Below are 20461 nucleotides of genomic sequence, written 5' to 3'. Positions count from 1 at the left end.
CGCCTCAAGGATTATTCACCTTCGTCGAAATACCTTTCGATCAGATCGACCAATGCGTCCATGGCTTCCTGAGCCTGTTCGCCTTCGGTGCTCAAATGGATCTTGGTGCCTTTGCCCGCCGCGAGCATCATCATTGCCATGATGCTCTTGCCGTCGACAGTCGTTTCAGGGGTGCGTCCCACCCGGATCGTGCAGTCTGGATACTGACCGGCCACGCCGACGAATTTGGCCGATGCCCGAGCATGCAGACCCAGCTTATTGATGATTTCGATTTCACGAGCAGGCATCGCGGTGTGAATCCTTTAGGTGAGGTCGCGGTGGCGAACCTGGACGTTCTTCAGGGTTTTCTGCAGGGCCTGGCCCAGACGTTCGGTCAGGTAGACGGAGCGGTGGTGCCCGCCGGTGCAGCCGATGGCAATGGTCACGTAAGCACGGTTGCTGGCGGCGAAACGTGGCAGCCACTTGTTCAGGTAGGCGTAGATGTCCTGATACATTTCTTCGACATCCGGCTGCTGCGCCAGGTACTCGGCCACCGGTGCATCAAGGCCCGATTGCGCGCGCAGCTCCGGTTTCCAGTACGGATTGGGCAGGCAGCGCACATCGAAGACCAGATCGGCATCGACCGGCATGCCGCGCTTGAAGCCAAATGATTCAACCAGAAACGCCGTGCCGGGTTCCGGCTGATTCAGCAGGCGCAGCTTCAGGGTGTCGCGAAGCTGATAGAGGTTCAGGCTAGTAGTGTTGATTTTCAGGTCGGCCAGATCGGCGATCGGGCCGAGCAGGGCGGTTTCATCGTGAATCGCCTCGGCCAGTGAGCGATTGGCGTTGCTCAGCGGGTGACGACGACGGGTCTCGGAAAAACGCTTGAGCAGGGTTTCCTCGTCGGCGTCCAGGTACAGCACATCACACTTGATATGCTTGGCACGGACGTCTTCAAGCAGTTCAGGGAAGCGTGACAGATGGCTCGGCAGGTTGCGCGCATCGATCGACACGGCGACCAGCGGCTGCGCCAGCTCCGTGTGAATCAGCGCACGCTCGGCCAGTTCCGGCAGCAAACCGGCCGGCAGATTGTCGATGCAGTAGTAGCCGTTGTCCTCAAGGACATTCAGGGCGGTACTTTTACCCGAGCCCGAACGGCCACTGACAATGATCAAACGCATGATTAGTGCCCGTTCTGCTCGTCCAGTACAACCTGGTACAAGGCTTCGTTGCTCGTGGCGCTGCGCAGTTTTTCACGAACTTCCTTGCGGTCGAGCATGCTGGCGATCTGGCGCAGCAACTCCAGATGCGCATCGGTCGCGGCTTCCGGGACCAGCAGCACGAACAGCAGGTCTACCGGAGCGCCGTCGATGGCGTCGAAATCGATCGGGGCTTCAAGGTGCAGCAGGGCGCTGATCGGCGCCGTGCAGCTCTTGAGGCGGCAGTGGGGAATGGCGATGCCGTTACCAAAACCGGTGGAACCGAGTTTTTCACGGGCGATCAGCGCCTCGAAGACATCCTGCATCGCCAGATCCGGCACTTCGCGGTGGATCAGGTTGGCAATCTGTTCGAGGGCTTTTTTCTTGCTGCCGCCCGGCGCGTTCACTTGGGAACGGCCGGGGGTCAGGATGGTTTCAAGTCGGATCATGGGATAGGGGTGTTAACGACCGGTCGCGCCCTGGAGGAGGCTCTGGGTCTTTTCCTTATGCTTTTTGAGTTGGCGATCCAGCTTGTCGGTGAGTGAGTCGATCGCAGCGTACATGTCGGTATCTTCTGCGTTGGCGACCACTTCGCTGCCGGGGATATGCAAGGTGGCTTCGATCTTCTGCTTCAGCTTTTCGACGCACATCGTGACCTGCACGTTGGTGATCTTGTCGAAATGTCGCTCCAGTCGCTGGAGTTTTTCCTCGATGTAGGAACGCAGAGGTTGGGTCACTTCCAGTTGGTGTCCACTGATGTTGACTTGCATACAGCTTCTCCTTCGTTGCCAGTGCATAAAGCGGCAGGCCGAAAAGCCTGCCACTGGAACGCTGTAACGTGGCTTACATCAACCGCTTGCGTTCGCTCGAAGGCGCGATTCCGAGGGATTCGCGGTACTTGGCGACGGTGCGGCGAGCCACCTGAATGCCTTGTGCCTCCAGTAAACCAGCGATCTTGCTGTCACTCAACGGCTTTTTCTGATTTTCCGCTGCGACCAGTTTTTTGATGATCGCGCGGATCGCCGTGGACGAGCATTCGCCGCCTTCGGAGGTGCTGACGTGGCTGGAGAAAAAGTATTTCAGCTCATAAATACCGCGCGGGGTATGCATGAATTTCTGTGTGGTCACTCGGGAAATCGTCGATTCGTGCATGCCCACCGCTTCGGCGATGTCATGCAATACCAACGGCTTCATCGCTTCGTCGCCGTATTCGAGGAAGCCGCGCTGATGTTCGACGATCTGCGTGGCCACTTTCATCAGGGTTTCGTTGCGGCTCTGCAGGCTCTTGATGAACCAGCGGGCCTCCTGCAACTGGTTGCGCATGAAAGTGTTGTCGGCGCTGGTGTCGGCACGTTTCACAAAACCGGCGTACTGGGCGTTGACACGCAGGCGTGGCACCGACTCCTGGTTCAGCTCGACCAGCCAGCGCTCGTTGTCCTTGCGCACGATCACATCGGGAATGACATATTCGGCTTCTGTCGACTCGATCTGCGAACCGGGACGCGGATTGAGGCTCTGCACCAGTTCGATGACTTGGCGCAGCTCGTCTTCCTTGAGCTTCATCCGGCGCATCAACTGGCTGTAATCGCGACTGCCGAGCAGGTCGATGTAATCGGCGACCAGCCGTTTGGCCTCGGTCAGCCACGGCGTCTTCGCGGGCAGCTGGCGCAGTTGCAGGAGCAGGCATTCGCTGAGGTTGCGGGCGCCGATCCCGGCGGGCTCGAATTGCTGGATGCGATGCAGGACGGCTTCGATCTCGTCGAGCTCGATGTCCAGTTCAGGATCGAACGCTTCAAGAATTTCTTCGAGTGTTTCGTCCAGATAGCCCTGATTGTTGATGCAGTCGATCAGGGTCACGGCGATCAGGCGATCGGTGTCGGACATCGGCGCCAGGTTCAGTTGCCAGAGCAGATGGCTCTGCAGGCTCTCGCCGGCGGACGTGCGGGTGGTGAAATCCCACTCATCGTCATCGCTGCTGGGCAGGCTGCTGGCGCTCGTCTGGTAGACGTCTTCCCAGGCGGTATCCACTGGCAGTTCGTTGGGGATGCGCTCGTTCCACTCGCCATCCTCGAGGTTGTCCACCGTCGGGGCGGTTTCCTGGTAGGAGGGTTCCTGGATTTCGGCGGGCTTCTGTTCGGCGTTGTCGGCCAGAGGATCGGCGTTGTCGAAGTCGTCGCCTTCTTCCTGGCGCTCGAGCATCGGATTGGATTCCAGAGCCTCCTGGATCTCCTGTTGCAGGTCCAGGGTCGACAATTGGAGCAGGCGGATGGCCTGTTGCAGCTGCGGTGTCATCGTCAGCTGCTGGCCCATTCTCAAGACTAGCGATGGTTTCATGGCAGGGGCTTAACACCTTATTCGCCGGCGCTTTGCGCCATCCACTACAGGGCGCCGAAGCGCCAAACTTAAGCAAATTATATGCCTGAAACTGAAGTGTTTGCCTAGAGCGCTGTAACAATTAAAGCGGATAAATGCGCCTTGAATCGATACAGCGCTGTCGCGCTTACAGGCGGAACTCGTGACCCAGATACACTTCCTTGACCAGATCGTTGGCCAGGATGGTCTCGGCATCACCTTCGGCGATCAGTTGACCGTCATTGACGATGTAAGCGGTTTCGCAGATATCCAGGGTCTCACGGACGTTGTGGTCGGTGATCAGTACACCGATGCCCTTGGCCTTGAGGTGGTGAATGATCTGCTTGATGTCGCCGACCGAGATCGGGTCGACACCGGCGAACGGTTCGTCGAGCAGGATGAACTTGGGTGCAGTGGCCAGGGCGCGAGCGATTTCCACCCGGCGGCGCTCACCACCGGACAGGCTCATGCCTAGGTTGTCGCGGATGTGGCTGATGTGGAATTCCTGCAGCAGGCTTTCCAGCTCCTTGCGCCGACCGGCCTTGTCCAGCTCCGGGCGAGTCTCGAGGATCGCCATGATGTTGTCGGCAACCGACAGTTTGCGGAAGATCGACGCTTCTTGCGGCAGATAGCCGATACCGGCCTTGGCGCGGCCGTGCATCGGCTGGTGGCTGACGTCCAGGTCATCGATCAGCACACGGCCCTGATCCGCCTGCACCAGGCCGACGATCATGTAGAAGCACGTCGTTTTACCGGCGCCGTTCGGGCCGAGCAAGCCGACGATCTGCCCGCTGTCGATCGACAGACTGACGTCACGCACGACCTGGCGGCTTTTATAGGCCTTGGCCAGGTGCTGAGCTTTCAGAGTTGCCATTACTGGGATTTCTCTTCGGTTTTCTTCTTCGGCTGGATCACCATGTCGATGCGCGGACGCGATTCGGTGACCTTGCTGCCCGTGGCGCGACCGGCGCTGGCCAGTTTCTTCACGGTGTCGTAGACGATTTTTTCGCCTTGGGTGACGTTGTTATCCTTGTCGATAACCTTGGCCTTGTCGATCAGCACCACCCGATTCTGCTGGGCGTGGTATTGAATCGTCACGCCGTAGCCCTTGACCGGGTTGGCGTCGCCCTGTGTCTGCAACTGCTCGAAGTAAGCCAGGTTGCCTACCGAGGTCACCACGTCGATGTCGCCATTGGGCGCGCGCGTCATGGTCACGGTGTTGCCTTTAACGATCATCGAGCCCTGGGTAATGATCACGTCACCTTTATAGGTGGCGATGCCATTCTTGTCGTCCAGTTGGGCGTCGTCGGCCTGAATGCGGATAGGCTGCTGCTGATCGTTCGGCAGGGACCAGGCGCTCGCGCTTCCCAGTGCTGCGCCCAGACTGAGCAAAATAGGGAGGGTTTTAACGAGCCTCATACTGTCCTCTTACGTTCGATTGCAGGTGTATCCTGCTGTCCTTCAGGTACGCTTTCATTCCGACGCCAGTCGATACGCCGCCAGCGCCCTCGATTCTAACGGGTTGCGCAGTCTGCGCATATTCCTGCTGCGGGAACACGGTCATGCGGGTGCTGGTGATCAGGGTGCCGCGCTGTTTCTCGTCGGTGCGCTGTACGCGTACCGAATCGATCAATTCCACTTCGGTGCCGCCCGAGTTCACTTCGCCGCGTTCGCTGGTCACGTGCCACGGGAAGTCGGTGCCGCGATACATGTTCAAATCAGGCTTGGTCACCAGCGTGATATCAGTGGCCTTGACGTGTTCGGCCTTGTCGGAGGTCATCTCATACTGCACCTTGCCGTCGGGCAGGTACTGAATGGTGTGCGTGTTGGTCGCGTACCAGTCGATCGGATTCTCGGCGGCCGAGACCGGCGGCTTGTCGAGGAAGCGTTCCGGGCTGATGTTCCAGTAGCCGACCGCAGCGAAAATCGCCGCGATGCAGCCGAACAGCAGGAAGTTGCGAAACTTTTTGCTAAACATGGTCAGGCTCACAGGTACGCGGCGTTGGCCGCTTCGAGGCGGCCCTGGGCGCGCAGGATCAATTCGCAGAATTCGCGGGCGGCACCTTCGCCGCCACGGGCGCGGGTAACGCCGTGGGCGTGTTCGCGGACGAAATCGGCAGCGTTGGCCACCGCCATGCCCAGCCCTACACGGCGGATCACCGGCAAGTCTGGCAGATCGTCACCGAGATAGGCGACTTCTTCATAGCTTAGGCCCAGTTGCGCGAGCAGACCGTCGAGTACCACCAGTTTGTCCTCGCGCCCCTGAAACAGATGCGGGATGCCGAGGTTCTTCGCGCGGCGCTCGACCACCGGGGTCTTGCGACCACTGATGATCGCCGTCTGCACGCCGGCATTCATCAACATTTTGATGCCTTGGCCGTCAAGGGTGTTGAAGGTCTTGAACTCGCTGCCGTCTTCGAGGAAGTACAGGCGCCCGTCGGTGAGCACACCGTCGACGTCGAATACTGCCAGTTTGATCGCTTTGCCGCGTTGCAGCAGATCGTTGCTCATTACATGACTCCTGCGCGCAGCAGATCGGAGAGGTTGAAGGCGCCGATCGGGCGATCCTCCTCGTCGACGACTACCAGGGCGTTGATTCGATGGTCTTCCATGATTTTCAGGGCTTCGGCGGCGAGCATGTCGGGCCGGGCGGTCTTGCCGTGTGCGGTCATCACCTGATCGATGGTGGCGCTGCGGATGTCGATGGCGCGATCCAGGGTGCGGCGCAAATCGCCGTCAGTGAAGATCCCGGCGAGCTTGCCATCGGCTTCAATAATAGCGGTCATGCCCAGACCCTTGCGGGTCATTTCCATCAGCGCGTCTTTGAGCAGGGTGCCGCGTTGTACTTGCGGCAGCTCTTGCCCGGCGTGCATGACGTTTTCGACTTTCAGCAACAGGCGACGGCCAAGGGCGCCGCCCGGATGCGAGAAGGCAAAATCTTCAGCGGTGAAACCACGCGCTTCCAGCAAGGCCACGGCCAGAGCGTCGCCCATGACCAGCGCGGCCGTGGTCGAAGAGGTCGGTGCCAGATTCAGCGGGCAGGCTTCGTGCTCGACATGCACATTGAGATTGACCTCGGCGGCCTTCGCCAATGGCGACTGCGGATTGCCGGTGACGCTGATCAACTGGATACCCAGGCGTTTGATCAATGGCAGCAGCGTTACGATTTCGTTGGTCGAGCCGGAGTTCGACAGTGCCAGAATCACGTCGTCGCGGGTGATCATGCCCATGTCGCCATGGCTGGCTTCGGCCGGATGCACGAAAAACGCCGGAGTGCCGGTGCTGGCCAGGGTGGCGGCGATCTTGTTGCCGACGTGCCCGGATTTGCCCATGCCGACCACGACGACGCGGCCCTTGCTGGCCAGAATCATCTCGCAAGCGCGTACGAAATCGGCGTCGATATGGGCCATCAAGCCTTGGACGGCTTCCACTTCGAGGCGGATGGTGCGTTGTGCCGATTGAATCAGGTCGCGGGTTTTGCTCATGTCAGAATCGTATGGGCCGATGAAAAGGCGGCGATTATAGCGGTTATGTGGCAAAGCCTCACGCAAGTTCGACGTGCTTTGTCATTACTGGTTACCAAAACACTCTGAAAGTCGCTCAGGCCCTCTTCAGTCGGCGATCTTGGCCGGGTTCTCGCTTGGGCGCTCAGCCTTTGCAGTGATATAGTTCGCCGCCAGTTCGGCCTGCCCGGGATGCAGGTGTTTCCGAGGAAAGTCTGGCATCCCAGTGAGAGGCTGCATCGCAAGGAGTTTAGATGAGTGCCGATAACGCCTACGCGGTCGAGCTGAAGGGAGTCTCCTTCAAGCGCGGTGCGCGGAGCATTTTCAATAACGTCGATATCCGCATCCCCCGCGGCAAGGTCACCGGCATCATGGGGCCTTCCGGCTGCGGCAAGACCACGCTGCTGCGCCTGATGGGCGCACAGTTGCGGCCGTCCAGCGGTGAAGTCTGGGTCAACGGGCAGAATCTGCCGACGCTGTCGCGCAGTGATCTGTTCGATGCGCGCAAGCACATGGGCGTGCTGTTTCAGAGCGGTGCGCTGTTCACTGACCTTGATGTGTTCGAGAACGTGGCCTTCCCGCTGCGGGTGCACACGCAACTGCCGGAAGACATGATCCGCGACATCGTCCTGCTCAAATTGCAGGCAGTGGGTCTGCGTGGCGCCATCGAGCTGATGCCGGACGAACTGTCCGGCGGCATGAAGCGCCGCGTGGCACTGGCCCGGGCGATTGCCCTCGATCCGCAGATTCTCATGTACGACGAGCCCTTCGTGGGCCAGGACCCGATCGCCATGGGCGTGTTGGTGCGCCTGATCCGCCTGCTCAACGATGCTCTGGGCATCACCAGCATCGTGGTCTCGCACGACCTGGCGGAAACCGCGAGCATTGCCGACTACATCTATGTAGTGGGCGATGGTCAGGTGCTGGGGCAGGGCACGCCGGATGAGCTGATGAATTCGGATGAACCGCGTATCCGCCAGTTCATGACCGGTGATCCCGATGGCCCGGTGCCGTATCACTTTCCAGCGACGGATTACCGCGCAGATCTTCTGGGGAAGCGTTGATGCGCAGAATTTCATTGATGGAACGCGTGCGTCGGTTCGGCGAATCGGCGATCGACGCGGTCGCGGTGTTTGGTCGAGCGACCCTGTTCCTGTTTCACGCCCTGCTGGGCCGTGGCGGTATCAGCGGTGGTTTCGGCCTGTTGGTCAAGCAGCTGCATTCGGTCGGCGTCATGTCGCTGGTGATCATCGTGGTCTCCGGCATTTTCATCGGCATGGTCCTGGCGTTGCAGGGCTTCAGCATTCTTTCCAGCTATGGTTCAGAGCAGGCGGTGGGGCAGATGGTCGCCCTGACGTTGCTGCGTGAACTGGGGCCGGTGGTCACGGCGTTGCTGTTTGCCGGGCGCGCCGGTTCGGCGTTGACCGCCGAGATCGGCAACATGAAATCCACCGAGCAGTTGTCCAGCCTGGAAATGATCGGTGTCGATCCGCTCAAGTACATCATTGCCCCGCGCCTGTGGGCCGGCTTCATTTCCCTGCCGGTGCTGGCGATGATCTTCAGCGTCGTCGGCATCTGGGGCGGTTCGTGGGTCGCAGTCGACTGGCTGGGCGTTTATGAAGGCTCGTACTGGGCGAACATGCAGAACAGCGTGAATTTCACCAGTGACGTGCTCAATGGCGTGATCAAGAGTGTCGTTTTCGCCTTTGTGGTGACCTGGATCGCCGTATTCCAAGGCTATGACTGTGAGCCCACTTCCGAGGGGATCAGTCGTGCCACCACCAAGACCGTGGTGTTTGCCTCGCTGGCAGTGCTCGGCCTGGACTTTATTCTGACCGCTTTGATGTTTGGAGATTTCTGATGCAAAACCGCACCCTGGAAATCGGTGTCGGCCTGTTCCTGCTGGCAGGGATCCTGGCTTTGCTGCTGCTCGCCTTGCGCGTCAGCGGCCTGTCTCCGACTTCGTCCACCGACACTTACAAGTTGTATGCGTATTTCGACAATATCGCCGGTCTGACGGTCAGAGCCAAAGTGACCATGGCCGGTGTGACCATCGGCAAGGTCACCGCTATCGATCTGGATCGCGACAGCTTCACCGGTCGGGTCACGCTGCAGGTGGATAAAAAGGTCGACAACCTGCCGGTTGATTCGACTGCGTCTATCCTCACCGCGGGTCTGCTGGGCGAGAAATACATCGGTATCAGCGTCGGCGGTGAAGACACCCAGTTGAAAGACGGTGGAACCATCCACGACACGCAGTCGTCACTGGTACTGGAAGACCTGATCGGTAAATTCCTGCTCAATACCGTTAGCAAAGACGCCAAATGAGGAGCTTTTGAATGATCTCTATCTTGCGACGTGGCCTGTTGGTGTTGCTCGCGGCCCTGCCGTTGATGGCTAACGCTGCACCGGGGCAATCGGCTCATGACCTGATTCAGGACACCACGAACCGGATGCTTGCCGATTTGCAGGCGAACAAAGAGAAGTACAAGCAGGATCCGCAGGATTTCTATGCGGCGCTGAACAACATTGTCGGTCCGGTGGTGGATGCCGAGGGCATCTCCAAAAGCATCATGACCGTGAAGTATTCGCGCAAGGCCACGCCTGAGCAGATGCAGCGCTTTCAGGAAAACTTCAAGCGCGGTCTGTTCCAGTTCTACGGCAACGCTCTGCTGGAATACAACAACCAGGGCATCACGGTTGACCCGGCCAAAGACGAATCGGGCGAGCGCACCAGCGTCAATATGACCGTCAAGGGCAGCAATGGCGCGATCTATCCGGTGCAGTACACGCTTGAGAAGATCAGCGGCGAGTGGAAACTGCGCAACGTGATCATCAATGGCATCAACATTGGCAAGCTGTTCCGTGACCAGTTCGCCGACGCCATGCAGCGCAATGGCAACGATCTGGACAAGACCATCGATGGCTGGGCCGGTGAAGTCGCCAAGGCCAAGCAGGAAACCGACAAAGCCGCCGCGAAGCCAGCGCAATGAGTGAGGCGGCAGTTCGCATGAGTGATGTCGACGAGCTGGTGCTCAGCGGCGTGCTGGATTACCGCACCGGGCCTGAGCTGCGCAAGGAAGGGCAGGCGCTGATCAAGTCGAGCAAGGCGTCGGCGCTGGTCATCGATTGTTCGGCGGTGCAGAAGTCCAGCAGCGTCGGCCTGTCGTTGCTGCTGTGCTTCATGCGTGATGCTCAGGCGGCCGGCAAGGCCGTCAGCATCCGCGCGATGCCCGAAGACATGCGCGAAATCGCTCAGGTCAGCGAGTTGACCGAGCTGTTGGCGCACCCCTGAACCCTCATCTATAAAGAAGCCCCCCGTCAGAGTCCTGCGTTGCGGGGTTCGCAGGCGCGGGGCTTTTTTGTATGATGTCCGACCCGTGCGCACAGGGCGCCGATTGAGGTTGAGCATGCAGGCCGTAGAAGTGAAGAGCTTCCTTGAAGGAAAGCTGCCAGGAACGCTGGTAGAAGTTGAAGGCGAAGGCTGCAACTTCCAGCTGAACGTGATCAGCGATGAACTGGCGGCGTTGAGCCCGGTGAAGCGTCAGCAGCAGGTCTATGCCCATTTGAACCCATGGATCGTCGATGGCAGCATCCATGCGGTCACTATGAAATTTTTCAGCAGCACGGCCTGGGCCGAGCGCACCTGAGCCCTAGGGCGTCGAGATACTAATGGATAAATTGATTATTACCGGTGGCGCTCGTCTCGATGGCGAGATCCGCATTTCCGGCGCGAAGAACTCCGCCCTGCCGATTTTGGCCGCGACCTTGCTGTGCGATGGCCCGGTCACCGTTGGCAACCTGCCGCACCTGCACGACATCACCACCATGATCGAGCTGTTCGGGCGCATGGGCATCGAGCCGGTGATCGACGAGAAGCTCAGCGTCGAAATCGACCCGCGCACCATCAAGACCCTGATCGCCCCGTACGAACTGGTGAAAACCATGCGTGCGTCGATCCTGGTACTGGGCCCGATGGTCGCGCGTTTCGGTGAAGCCGAAGTCGCACTGCCTGGTGGTTGCGCCATCGGTTCGCGTCCGGTCGACCTGCACATTCGCGGTCTGGAAGCCATGGGCGCGGTCATCGACGTCGAAGGCGGCTACATCAAGGCCAAGGCACCTGAAGGTGGCTTGCGCGGCGCGCACTTCTTCTTCGACACCGTCAGCGTGACCGGTACCGAAAACATCATGATGGCCGCTGCTCTGGCCAAGGGCCGCAGCGTGTTGCAGAACGCCGCGCGCGAGCCTGAAGTAGTCGACCTGGCGAACTTCCTCAATGCCATGGGCGCCAAGGTTTCCGGTGCTGGCACCGACACCATCACCATCGATGGCGTCGAGCGGCTGGGTTCGGCTTTCTACAAAGTCATGCCTGACCGTATCGAAACCGGCACCTACCTGGTCGCCGCTGCCGTGACCGGTGGTCGCGTCAAGGTCAAGGACACCGATCCGACCATCCTCGAAGCGGTGCTGGAAAAGCTCCGTGAAGCCGGTGCGGAAATCACCTGCGGTGAAGACTGGATCGAGCTGAACATGCACGGCAAGCGCCCGAAAGCGGTCAACGTGCGCACTGCGCCGTACCCGGCGTTCCCGACCGACATGCAGGCCCAGTTCATCTCGCTTAACGCCATTGCCGAAGGCACTGGTGCGGTGATCGAGACGATCTTCGAAAACCGTTTCATGCACGTGTACGAACTGCACCGCATGGGCGCGCACATCCAGGTTGAAGGCAACACCGCGATCGTCACCGGTATCGAGAAACTCAAGGGCGCGCCAGTCATGGCCACCGACCTGCGTGCATCGGCCAGTCTGGTGATTTCGGCGCTGGTTGCCGAAGGCGACACGCTGATCGACCGCATCTACCACATCGACCGTGGTTACGAGTGCATCGAAGAAAAACTGCAAATGCTGGGTGCCAAGATCCGTCGCGTTCCGGGCTGATCGCTGCATCGGGACACACGGACGTGTCCACTGAATTCGTTTCGAGTCGAGGGTGTACGCACCCTCGATGTGTGTCCGGCGCCGATTGCGACCGGGCATGAGTACCTTGATAAGGACTGACGTTTCCCATGTTGACCATCGCACTGTCCAAGGGCCGCATCCTTGACGACACCCTGCCGCTTCTCGCTGAAGCGGGCATCGTGCCGACCGAGAATCCGGACAAGAGCCGCAAGCTGATCATTCCCACGACCCAGGACGACGTGCGTCTGCTGATCGTGCGTGCCACCGACGTGCCGACCTATGTCGAGCATGGCGCGGCCGACCTCGGCGTCGCCGGTAAGGACGTGCTGATGGAGTACAGCGGCCAGGGTCTGTACGAGCCGCTGGACCTGCAGATCGCCCAGTGCAAGCTGATGACCGCTGGCAAGATCGGCGCGGCCGAGCCCAAGGGCCGTCTGCGCGTGGCGACCAAGTTCGTCAACGTTGCCAAGCGTTATTACGCTGAGCAGGGCCGTCAGGTCGACATCATCAAGCTGTACGGCTCGATGGAGCTGGCGCCGCTGATCGGGCTGGCCGACAAGATCATCGACGTGGTCGACACCGGCAACACCTTGCGCGCCAACGGCCTGGAGCCACAGGAACTGATCGCCACGATCAGCTCGCGTCTGGTGGTCAACAAGGCTTCAATGAAAATGCAGCACGCCCGAATCCAGGCGTTGATCGACACCCTGCGCAACGCAGTGGAATCGCGACACCGCGGCTGATCTACCAGCGCGGCCCGAGGCCGCGCCGTCTATCCGCCGCATAGCCAGAATTCTCAGGTGCCCAAGCGGATCGAATGCTAGTTTCGGGCGCCTGAGTTATTTGCCATTCCTATGAGGCTCTCGCTATGACCGCAACCACTGCAATTCGCCGACTCAACGCTGCTGACCCGAATTTCGCGCATCATCTGGATCATCTGCTGAGCTGGGAAAGTGTGTCTGACGACTCGGTCAATCAGCGCGTGCTCGACATCATCAAGGCTGTGCGCGAGCGCGGTGACGCGGCGCTGGTCGAATTCACCCAGAAGTTCGACGGTCTTGAAGTCGCCTCGATGGCCGACCTGATCCTGCCGCGCGAGCGCCTGGAGCTGGCCCTGACCCGCATCACTGTGCCGCAACGCGAGGCCTTGGAAAAAGCCGCCGCCCGCGTGCGCAGCTATCACGAAAAACAGAAGCAGGATTCCTGGAGCTACACCGAAGCTGACGGCACGGTGCTCGGCCAGAAGGTCACGCCGCTGGATCGCGCAGGCCTTTACGTGCCAGGTGGCAAGGCCTCGTATCCGTCGTCGGTATTGATGAACGCGATTCCGGCCAAGGTGGCCGGCGTGACCGAAGTGGTCATGGTCGTGCCGACCCCGCGCGGTGAAATCAACGAGCTGGTGCTGGCCGCTGCCTGCATCGCCGGTGTCGACCGCGTGTTCACCATCGGCGGCGCGCAAGCAGTTGCCGCCCTGGCTTACGGCACCGAAAGCGTGCCGCGTGTCGACAAGGTTGTCGGCCCGGGCAACATCTATGTGGCCACGGCCAAGCGTCATGTGTTCGGTCAGGTCGGCATCGACATGATCGCCGGCCCTTCGGAAATTCTCGTGGTCTGCGACGGCCAGACCGATCCGGACTGGATTGCCATGGACCTGTTCTCTCAGGCCGAGCACGACGAAGACGCGCAAGCGATTCTGGTCAGCCCGGACGCCGAGTTCCTCGACAAGGTGGCCGCGAGCATCGACAAACTGCTGCCGACCATGGACCGCGCGACCATCATCGAAACTTCGATCAATGGCCGTGGTGCGCTGATTCAGGTGAGCGACATGGCCCAGGCCATCGAAGTCGCCAACCGCATCGCCCCGGAACACCTGGAATTGTCGGTCGCTGATCCACAAGCCTGGCTGCCGCAGATTCGCCACGCCGGTGCGATCTTCATGGGCCGCCACACCTCCGAAGCGTTGGGCGATTACTGCGCCGGCCCGAACCACGTGTTGCCGACTTCCGGCACCGCGCGCTTCTCCTCGCCGCTGGGCGTCTACGACTTCCAGAAGCGCTCGTCGATCATCTTCTGCTCCGAGACCGGCGCTTCCGAGCTGGGCAAAACAGCATCGGTACTGGCCCGTGGTGAATCGCTGAGCGCCCACGCACGCAGCGCCGAATACCGCATCAAAGACCAAGACTTTCTGAAAGGGCAGGGGAACTGAGCGATGAGTAAATTCTGGAGCCCGTTCGTCAAGGATCTGGTGCCCTACGTGCCGGGCGAACAGCCGAAGCTGACCAGACTGGTCAAGCTCAATACCAATGAAAATCCATATGGCCCGTCGCCAAAAGCGCTCGCAGCGATGCAAGCCGAGCTCAACGACAACCTGCGCCTGTATCCGGACCCGAACAGTGATCTGCTGAAAAGCGCCGTGGCCGAATATTACGGCGTGCAAACCAGTCAGGTGTTCCTCGGCAACGGTTCGGACGAAGTGCTTGCGCACATCTTCCACGGCTTGCTGCAACACGATCAGCCGCTGCTGTTCCCGGACATCAGCTACAGCTTCTATCCGGTTTACTGCGGTCTGTACGGCATTGAATTCGACGCGGTGCCGCTGGATGCGCAGTTCCAGATCAACCCGGCCGATTACGCCAAACCGAATGGCGGGATCATTTTCCCCAACCCGAACGCCCCGACCGGGTGCCTGCTGGCGCTGGACGCGGTCGAGCAAATCCTCAAGGCCAGTCCTGATTCGGTCGTAGTCGTGGATGAGGCGTACATCGACTTCGGCGGCGAGACGGCGATCAGTCTGGTGGACCGCTATCCGAATCTGCTGGTGACGCAGACGCTGTCCAAGTCACGCTCGCTGGCCGGCCTGCGTGTCGGTCTGGCAGTAGGGCATCCGGACCTGATCGAAGCGCTGGAGCGGATCAAGAACAGCTTCAACTCCTATCCGCTGGATCGTCTGGCGATTGTCGGCGCGGCGGCGGCTTTTGCAGACCGCGAGTATTTCGACAAGACCTGTCGTCAGGTGATCGAAAGTCGCGAATGGGTGGTGGCGCAGTTGCAGGCTAAAGGCTTTGAAGTGCTGCCGTCGGCGGCCAACTTCATCTTCGCTCGCCACCCGCAGCATGACGCGGCGGGCCTGGCGGCCAAGCTGCGCGAGCAGGGCGTGATCGTGCGGCACTTCAAGCAGGAACGGATTGCGCAGTTCTTGCGGATCTCGATTGGCACGCCGGAGCAGAATCAGGCGTTGATTGATGGGCTTGGCGACCTTTAAAAGCAAAAGCCCCTCACCCTAGCCCTCTCCCAGAAGGAGAGGGGACTGAATGGGGAATATTGCAGAGGTTCACCGACTTGAACGATTTGTATTGAATCCATAATCAACTCGGTCTTTCAGGTCGATGTATCCCGCAAGACAACTCGGTCGGCTCCCTCTCCCTCTGGGAGAGGGCTGGGGTGAGGGTGTGCTTTTATTCGTGATGCGGCTCGCCCAAGAAAGTCAGCGAACTGAACAACCCACGACTGTCCACATCCACACTGTCCTTCACCGGCACTTCAACCTGCGCCGCAATCACATTCAACCCTTCGTTACGCACCAGCACCTGCGCACGCCCATCCTTGTCGGTCTCGGTGCTCAGGGTGTTTGGCGCGCTGCGATAGTCGCCATACAACTTCACCCCCGCCGCCGGTTTGCCATCGAGCAGCACCCGCACCGGTAACGATTTACCCGGCCCGACCGTCAGCGGATCGACCTCCGGCAGGATCAGCAGTTTGATCTGGTCAAGCTTCGGCAACTTCGCCCCCGGCTGATAGATCGCCAGACTGTACTTGAACGTCTGCGTGGCCTCGGTGGCGCCGGGCACTTTGCTGCGTCCTTCGTTGATCCACTTCTTGTCCGCCGTCTGCGACCACATGCCATTGTTCAGCGCCACGGCCATCACCGCCGGCGGCTTCAACGGTTTCAGCCGGGCATGATCGGCCAGGCGCTCGACGCTGACCGGGATCATTTTGCCGCTTGCGTCATAAGCCCAGGCACCGCTGATTTTCTGCGCCTTGAAGGCGTTGTCTTCAGCGCCGTGACCGTAGACCACTTCGATGTTGCCGCGTCGCTCCTCTGTCCACAGGCCGTGCGCCGACACCTGACCGGTGAACAGCGCAGCGATGAGCAGAAGGGATTTGCCGTAGTGCATGGTGACGTCCTTTTACAGGTTGAGTGTCAGGCTGACAGTGAAATTGCGTGGCTCGCCGGGGTTGACCCAGTAGTTGCTGTAGGAGCGCTCGTAATATTTCTCGTCGAAGATGTTGTTCAGGTTGAGGCCGAGCGTGACGTTGCCGCTGGCCTTGTAATGCGCGAGCAGGTCGACGGTCTGGTAGGCCGGCAATTCGAAGTCGCTGCCGGATTCGCCCGAGCGATCGCCGACGTAGGTGAACGCTGCACCGACGTCTGAACCGCGCAGTCGGCCATCCTGAAATTCATAAACACCCAGCAGACTGCCGCTGCGTTTAGCCACGCCGAGGATGCGGCTGCCGGTAGGAATGGTCGCGTCGCCCTTGGTCACCTCGGCGTCGATGTAGGCGAAGGCGCCGATGACCCGCACTGCGTCGGTCACCTGGCCGCTCACTTGCCAATCGAAACCCTGACTGCGCGCCTTGCCCATGGCGCGGCTGGTGTCGGTGCCCGGATCGAGGGCGAGAACGTTTTCCTTGTCGATGTGGAAGAAGGCGAGGGTGCTGCTCACGCGCTCATCGAACAGTTCGTTCTTGATCCCCACTTCGTAACCGACGCCTTCTTCCGGGTCGAAGGATTTGCCGGAGGCATCCAGGCCGTTGTTCGGTTTGAACGAGGTCGAGGCATTGGCGAACAGGCCGGTGTTCGGCGTGAGCTGATAGAGCAGGCCGGCGCGTTGAGTCAGTGCGTCGTGGCGCTGCTGGCTTTTGGCGTTGCGGCTGTGATCGTCGATGCGCTGATCGAAATGCTCGAAGCGCGCGCCGACCATGCCGCGCAGCTTGTCGGTGAAAATGATCTGGTCCTGCAGGTTCAGCGCATGACTTTCGACGTGTTCGAAGAAGTCGGTGCCCGAGCGTGCGCCGTTGGGTTTCGGCTGGCCGTAGACCGGCTTATAGATGTCGATGGCGTAGGGGCCGCCAGCAATGGTGGTGACGCGTTCGTCCTTGCGGTAATTCTCGTACTCGGTGCCGATCAGCAATTCATGCTGCCACGGCCCGAGGTCGAACAGACCGCGCAGTTCCAGTTGGGTGATGCTGTCGTGCCAACTCGTATCGCGTTCGCGCAAGCGGCGATTGACCGTGTGGCCGTCGGCGTTCAGCGGTCGTGCTTCGGAAGCGTCGCCCCAGAGCTTGCCTTCCTTGTAGTGGCTGGCCAGACGCAGCTTCCAGCTGTCGTTCAGATGGTGCTCAAGGGCGGCCTGGAGCAGGTTGTTATGGTTGTCGATGTTGCCGTCGTTGGGCTCGCCCAAGAACGTCGAACGGGACACGCCGCTCCACTTGTTGTTCGGCGCCACCACGCCACGATCGAACGTCGAGTTGTGACGGACGATTTCGCTTTCCACCAGCAGCGAGGTGTCCGGGTTCAACTGCCAACTGATCGAAGGCGCGACGAATACCCGCTGGCTGTCGACGTGGTCGCGAAAGCTGTTGTTGTCTTCTACGGCGAGGTTGACACGCGAGAGCACATTGCCCTGATCATCGAGGGGCGTGTTGACGTCCAGCGCGGTGCGATAGCGATCCCAACTGCCGGCGCTGGTTTGCACAGTGGTGAACGCTTCGGGCTGCGGCTTCTTGGTGACGATGTTCACCGTGCCGCCGGGATCACCCCGGCCGTACAGGCTGGCGGCCGGGCCCTTGAGCACTTCGATGCGCTCGATGTTGGCCGCATCTGGCGTGCTCGGGTAGCCGCGATTGGCGCTGAAACCGTCCTTGTAGAACTCGGACGTGGTGAAGCCGCGCACGCTGTATTCGTACAGGGTCAGGCCGCCGAAGTTGTTCTGCTTCGATACGCCGCCGGCAAAATCCAGCGCGCGTTCAACGCTGGTGCTGCCCAGATCCGAGAGCACACTGGCCGGAACGACGCTGATGGCTTGTGGGATATCGCGAATCGCCGTGTCGGTTTTGGTCGCACTGGCCGAGCGAGTCGCGCGATAACCGCTGACCGGGCCGGTGGGGGATTCATAGTCGGAAGTGACGCTGATGGCTTCCAGCTCAACGGGCTGCGGCTCATCGGCGAAGGCGGGATCGCAGAGCAAACCCAGAGTCAGGCCCAACAGCGAGGCCTTTTTGCGAGACGACATGTTATGTTGTTCCAATTGCTAGAATTGAAACAATATAACATGCCTGTTGAGAATGTCTGTTATTCGCGCCACTGGCGCGAAAACATTTTTACTCTTCTTTTTCTTTCACCGGTGCCGGCGGTGGACGCAGGCCGATTTCAGCCGTCAGCTTCAGTTCCTTGCCGTTGCGCATGACCTGAATCGTCACCTTGTCGGTCGGTTTGATCCGCGCCACCTGGTTCATCGAGCGGCGACCATCGCCGGCCGGCTCGCCATCGATGCTCAGAATCACATCGCCCAGTTGCAGACCGGCTTTCTGCGCCGGGCCGTCACGGAAGATTCCGGCGACGACAATCCCCGGGCGCCCGGACAAGCCAAACGACTCCGCCAGTTCCTGGGTCAGCGGTTGCACTTCAATGCCCAGCCAGCCACGAATCACCTGACCGTGCTCGATGATCGATTTCATCACTTCCATCGCCAGTTTCACCGGGATGGCAAAACCGATGCCCTGCGAGCCGCCGGACTTGGAAAAGATCGCCGTGTTGATACCGGTGAGGTTGCCGTTGGCGTCGACCAGCGCACCGCCGGAGTTGCCCGGGTTGATCGCCGCATCGGTCTGGATGAAGTCTTCGTAGTTGTTCAGCCCCAGCTGATTGCGGCCGGTGGCGCTGATGATGCCCATGGTCACGGTCTGGCCGACGCCGAACGGGTTGCCGATGGCCAGCGCAACGTCGCCGATGCGAATGCTGTCGGAGCGGCCGACGGTGATCGCCGGGAGGTTTTTCAGGTCGATTTTAAGGACAGCGAGGTCGGTTTCCGGATCGCTGCCGATCACGCGGGCCAGCGTCTCGCGACCATCCTTGAGCGCCACGACGATCTGGTCGGCGCCGCTGGTGACGTGGTTGTTGGTGAGGATGTAGCCTTCCGGGCTCATGATCACCCCGGAACCGAGGCTCGATTCCATGCGCTTCTGTTTCGGCGAATTGTCACCGAAGAAGCGGCGGAACTGCGGATCCTCGAACAAGGGATGCGCCGGTTTGTTGATGACCTTGGTGGTGTACAGGTTGACCACCGACGGCGCGGCGATGCTCACTGCATCCGCATAGGACACCGGCCCCTGCTGCACGATCGTGGTCTGAGGGGCCTGTTGCAGATTGACGTCGAGGCTCGGCAGCCCGACCCACTCGGGGTAACGCTGAATAATCAACAGAGCGATAAGCACACCGGCCAACAGCGGCCAGCCAAAAAAACGCAGCGCCTTGAGCATTAAGCACGTTCCTGGAAAGGTTGCAGGCGAGGTCAGACCGCCCATAATGTCGCGCATTATACGAGGCCGCGCGCGCCTCTGAACGGGATATTTAGGAGTCTTTCATGGCCGTTGCCCTCAGCACCCTCGTCGAAGAAGCCGACCGTTACCTGGGCAGTGCGAAAATTGCCGATTATTGCCCCAACGGATTACAGGTCGAAGGCCGCCCGCAAGTGATGCGCATCGTCACTGGCGTCACCGCCAGCCAGGCTTTATTGGACGCCGCCGTCGAAGCCGAGGCCGACCTGATCCTGGTCCACCACGGTTATTTCTGGAAAGGCGAAAACCCTTGCGTCACCGGCATGAAACAGCGCCGCTTGAAAACCCTGCTCAAGCACGACATCAGTCTGCTCGCCTATCACCTGCCGCTGGATCTGCACCCGGACGTCGGCAACAACGTGCAACTGGCGCGTCAACTCGACATCACTGTCGAAGGGCCGCTCGACCCGAGCAATCCGAAAGTCGTCGGGCTGGTCGGTTCGCTGAATGAGCCAATGACTGCGCGGGATTTCGCGCGCAAGGTGCAGGAAGTCATGGGCCGCGAGCCGCTGCTGATCGAAGGCAGCGGCATGATCCGCCGTGTCGGCTGGTGCACCGGCGGTGGCCAGGGTTATATCGATCAGGGCGTGGCGGCGGGGGTCGATCTGTTCATCAGTGGCGAGGCCTCCGAGCAGACTTTCCACAGCGCCCGGGAGAACGACATCAGCTTCATCGCCGCTGGCCACCACGCCACCGAACGCTACGGCGTGCAGGCGCTGGGTGAGTATCTGGCGAAGCGCTTTGCCCTTGAGCACATCTTCATCGACATCCCGAACCCGATCTGAGCTCACCGCAAACTCCTGTGGGAGCGAGCCTGCTTGCGAAGGCCTCAGACCTTCGATACAAAGGTGC

24 protein-coding genes are annotated in these 20461 nt (G+C 60.2%); 11 read left to right on the top strand and 13 right to left on the bottom strand.

Annotated elements, in window-relative coordinates; translation table 11 throughout:
• Nucleotides 1-11: 11 nt before the first annotated feature.
• The 10 genes from AC0IXA_RS12465 to AC0IXA_RS12420 all read right to left on the bottom strand — a co-directional run bounded on the left by AC0IXA_RS12465 (nucleotide 12) and on the right by AC0IXA_RS12420 (nucleotide 7015).
• Nucleotides 12-287, bottom strand: coding sequence for an HPr family phosphocarrier protein (locus AC0IXA_RS12465; RefSeq protein WP_016771685.1), 276 nt, complete (start codon nucleotides 285-287; stop codon nucleotides 12-14).
• Nucleotides 288-302: 15 nt separating this feature from the next.
• Nucleotides 303-1160 carry an RNase adapter RapZ gene (gene rapZ, locus AC0IXA_RS12460; protein ID WP_016771684.1) on the bottom strand — a complete coding sequence of 286 codons (858 nt, stop codon included), beginning with the start codon at nucleotides 1158-1160 and terminating at the stop codon, nucleotides 303-305.
• A gap of 2 nt (nucleotides 1161-1162) precedes the next feature.
• Complete coding sequence (gene ptsN / locus AC0IXA_RS12455; protein WP_471813250.1) at nucleotides 1163-1627, bottom strand: PTS IIA-like nitrogen regulatory protein PtsN; 465 nt, start codon at nucleotides 1625-1627, stop codon at nucleotides 1163-1165.
• Between the two features lie 12 nt (nucleotides 1628-1639).
• On the bottom strand, nucleotides 1640-1948 hold the full coding sequence (gene hpf / locus AC0IXA_RS12450) for a ribosome hibernation-promoting factor, HPF/YfiA family (protein WP_007912419.1): 309 nt from the start codon (nucleotides 1946-1948) through the stop codon (nucleotides 1640-1642).
• Between the two features lie 73 nt (nucleotides 1949-2021).
• On the bottom strand, nucleotides 2022-3512 hold the full coding sequence (locus AC0IXA_RS12445) for an RNA polymerase factor sigma-54 (protein WP_016771682.1): 1491 nt from the start codon (nucleotides 3510-3512) through the stop codon (nucleotides 2022-2024).
• Between the two features lie 166 nt (nucleotides 3513-3678).
• Nucleotides 3679-4404 (bottom strand): LPS export ABC transporter ATP-binding protein, encoded by a 726-nt coding sequence (gene lptB / locus AC0IXA_RS12440; RefSeq protein WP_024011621.1) that lies wholly within the window; start codon nucleotides 4402-4404, stop codon nucleotides 3679-3681.
• Nucleotides 4404-4949, bottom strand: coding sequence for a lipopolysaccharide transport periplasmic protein LptA (gene lptA, locus AC0IXA_RS12435; RefSeq protein ID WP_016771679.1), 546 nt, complete (start codon nucleotides 4947-4949; stop codon nucleotides 4404-4406). Before lptA ends, lptB begins: the two co-directional genes overlap by 1 nt.
• A complete protein-coding gene (gene lptC / locus AC0IXA_RS12430; RefSeq protein ID WP_041477980.1) occupies nucleotides 4936-5508 on the bottom strand; it encodes an LPS export ABC transporter periplasmic protein LptC in 573 nt (190 codons plus the stop codon). The genes lptA and lptC overlap by 14 nt, the downstream gene beginning before the upstream one ends.
• Nucleotides 5509-5516: 8 nt before the next feature.
• Nucleotides 5517-6041, bottom strand: coding sequence for a KdsC family phosphatase (locus AC0IXA_RS12425; protein WP_016771677.1), 525 nt, complete (start codon nucleotides 6039-6041; stop codon nucleotides 5517-5519).
• Nucleotides 6041-7015, bottom strand: a complete 975-nt coding sequence (locus tag AC0IXA_RS12420; protein ID WP_041477981.1) for a KpsF/GutQ family sugar-phosphate isomerase — start codon at nucleotides 7013-7015, stop codon at nucleotides 6041-6043. The genes AC0IXA_RS12425 and AC0IXA_RS12420 overlap by 1 nt, the downstream gene beginning before the upstream one ends.
• Before the next feature lie 272 nt (nucleotides 7016-7287).
• On the opposite strand from AC0IXA_RS12420, the gene AC0IXA_RS12415 reads away from it, so the two are divergent.
• From AC0IXA_RS12415 to hisC, 10 genes are all read left to right on the top strand, one after another.
• Nucleotides 7288-8097: an ATP-binding cassette domain-containing protein gene (locus tag AC0IXA_RS12415; RefSeq protein ID WP_039759369.1), complete on the top strand. Its 810-nt coding sequence runs from the start codon at nucleotides 7288-7290 to the stop codon at nucleotides 8095-8097.
• On the top strand, nucleotides 8097-8894 hold the full coding sequence (gene mlaE, locus AC0IXA_RS12410) for a lipid asymmetry maintenance ABC transporter permease subunit MlaE (RefSeq protein ID WP_016771674.1): 798 nt from the start codon (nucleotides 8097-8099) through the stop codon (nucleotides 8892-8894). Before AC0IXA_RS12415 ends, mlaE begins: the two co-directional genes overlap by 1 nt.
• On the top strand, nucleotides 8894-9361 hold the full coding sequence (mlaD, locus tag AC0IXA_RS12405) for an outer membrane lipid asymmetry maintenance protein MlaD (RefSeq protein WP_016771673.1): 468 nt from the start codon (nucleotides 8894-8896) through the stop codon (nucleotides 9359-9361). Before mlaE ends, mlaD begins: the two co-directional genes overlap by 1 nt.
• Before the next feature lie 11 nt (nucleotides 9362-9372).
• Nucleotides 9373-10026: an MlaC/ttg2D family ABC transporter substrate-binding protein gene (locus AC0IXA_RS12400; protein WP_110603726.1), complete on the top strand. Its 654-nt coding sequence runs from the start codon at nucleotides 9373-9375 to the stop codon at nucleotides 10024-10026.
• On the top strand, nucleotides 10023-10328 hold the full coding sequence (locus AC0IXA_RS12395; protein ID WP_130909585.1) for an STAS domain-containing protein: 306 nt from the start codon (nucleotides 10023-10025) through the stop codon (nucleotides 10326-10328). Before AC0IXA_RS12400 ends, AC0IXA_RS12395 begins: the two co-directional genes overlap by 4 nt.
• 115 nt (nucleotides 10329-10443) lie before the next feature.
• A complete protein-coding gene (locus AC0IXA_RS12390; protein ID WP_137215495.1) occupies nucleotides 10444-10683 on the top strand; it encodes a BolA family protein in 240 nt (79 codons plus the stop codon).
• A gap of 22 nt (nucleotides 10684-10705) precedes the next feature.
• A complete protein-coding gene (gene murA / locus AC0IXA_RS12385) occupies nucleotides 10706-11971 on the top strand; it encodes a UDP-N-acetylglucosamine 1-carboxyvinyltransferase (RefSeq protein ID WP_016771669.1) in 1266 nt (421 codons plus the stop codon).
• A 128-nt stretch (nucleotides 11972-12099) separates the two neighbouring features.
• Nucleotides 12100-12735: an ATP phosphoribosyltransferase gene (gene hisG / locus AC0IXA_RS12380; RefSeq protein WP_016771668.1), complete on the top strand. Its 636-nt coding sequence runs from the start codon at nucleotides 12100-12102 to the stop codon at nucleotides 12733-12735.
• Between the two features lie 125 nt (nucleotides 12736-12860).
• On the top strand, nucleotides 12861-14198 hold the full coding sequence (gene hisD, locus AC0IXA_RS12375; protein WP_471813244.1) for a histidinol dehydrogenase: 1338 nt from the start codon (nucleotides 12861-12863) through the stop codon (nucleotides 14196-14198).
• A gap of 3 nt (nucleotides 14199-14201) precedes the next feature.
• The gene (hisC, locus tag AC0IXA_RS12370; RefSeq protein WP_471813242.1) at nucleotides 14202-15254 is read left to right on the top strand and encodes a histidinol-phosphate transaminase; all 1053 of its coding nucleotides are present in this window, start codon (nucleotides 14202-14204) and stop codon (nucleotides 15252-15254) included.
• A 193-nt stretch (nucleotides 15255-15447) separates the two neighbouring features.
• On the opposite strand, the gene AC0IXA_RS12365 is transcribed toward hisC, so the two are convergent.
• The 3 genes from AC0IXA_RS12365 to algW all read right to left on the bottom strand — a co-directional run bounded on the left by AC0IXA_RS12365 (nucleotide 15448) and on the right by algW (nucleotide 19531).
• Nucleotides 15448-16167, bottom strand: a complete 720-nt coding sequence (locus AC0IXA_RS12365) for a DUF4198 domain-containing protein (protein ID WP_341639097.1) — start codon at nucleotides 16165-16167, stop codon at nucleotides 15448-15450.
• A 12-nt stretch (nucleotides 16168-16179) separates the two neighbouring features.
• Nucleotides 16180-18285 (bottom strand): TonB-dependent siderophore receptor, encoded by a 2106-nt coding sequence (locus tag AC0IXA_RS12360; RefSeq protein ID WP_471813240.1) that lies wholly within the window; start codon nucleotides 18283-18285, stop codon nucleotides 16180-16182.
• Between the two features lie 88 nt (nucleotides 18286-18373).
• Nucleotides 18374-19531: a Do family serine endopeptidase AlgW gene (algW, locus tag AC0IXA_RS12355; RefSeq protein WP_039759347.1), complete on the bottom strand. Its 1158-nt coding sequence runs from the start codon at nucleotides 19529-19531 to the stop codon at nucleotides 18374-18376.
• Between the two features lie 104 nt (nucleotides 19532-19635).
• On the opposite strand from algW, the gene AC0IXA_RS12350 reads away from it, so the two are divergent.
• Nucleotides 19636-20394, top strand: a complete 759-nt coding sequence (locus tag AC0IXA_RS12350) for a Nif3-like dinuclear metal center hexameric protein (protein WP_471813238.1) — start codon at nucleotides 19636-19638, stop codon at nucleotides 20392-20394.
• The last annotated feature ends 67 nt before the right edge of the window (nucleotides 20395-20461 follow it).

It is taken from the genome of Pseudomonas sp. AC083 (genome assembly GCF_979253165.1).
Note: the sequence above shows the minus strand (reverse complement) of the source record. Positions and strands in the feature narration are given on the sequence as shown.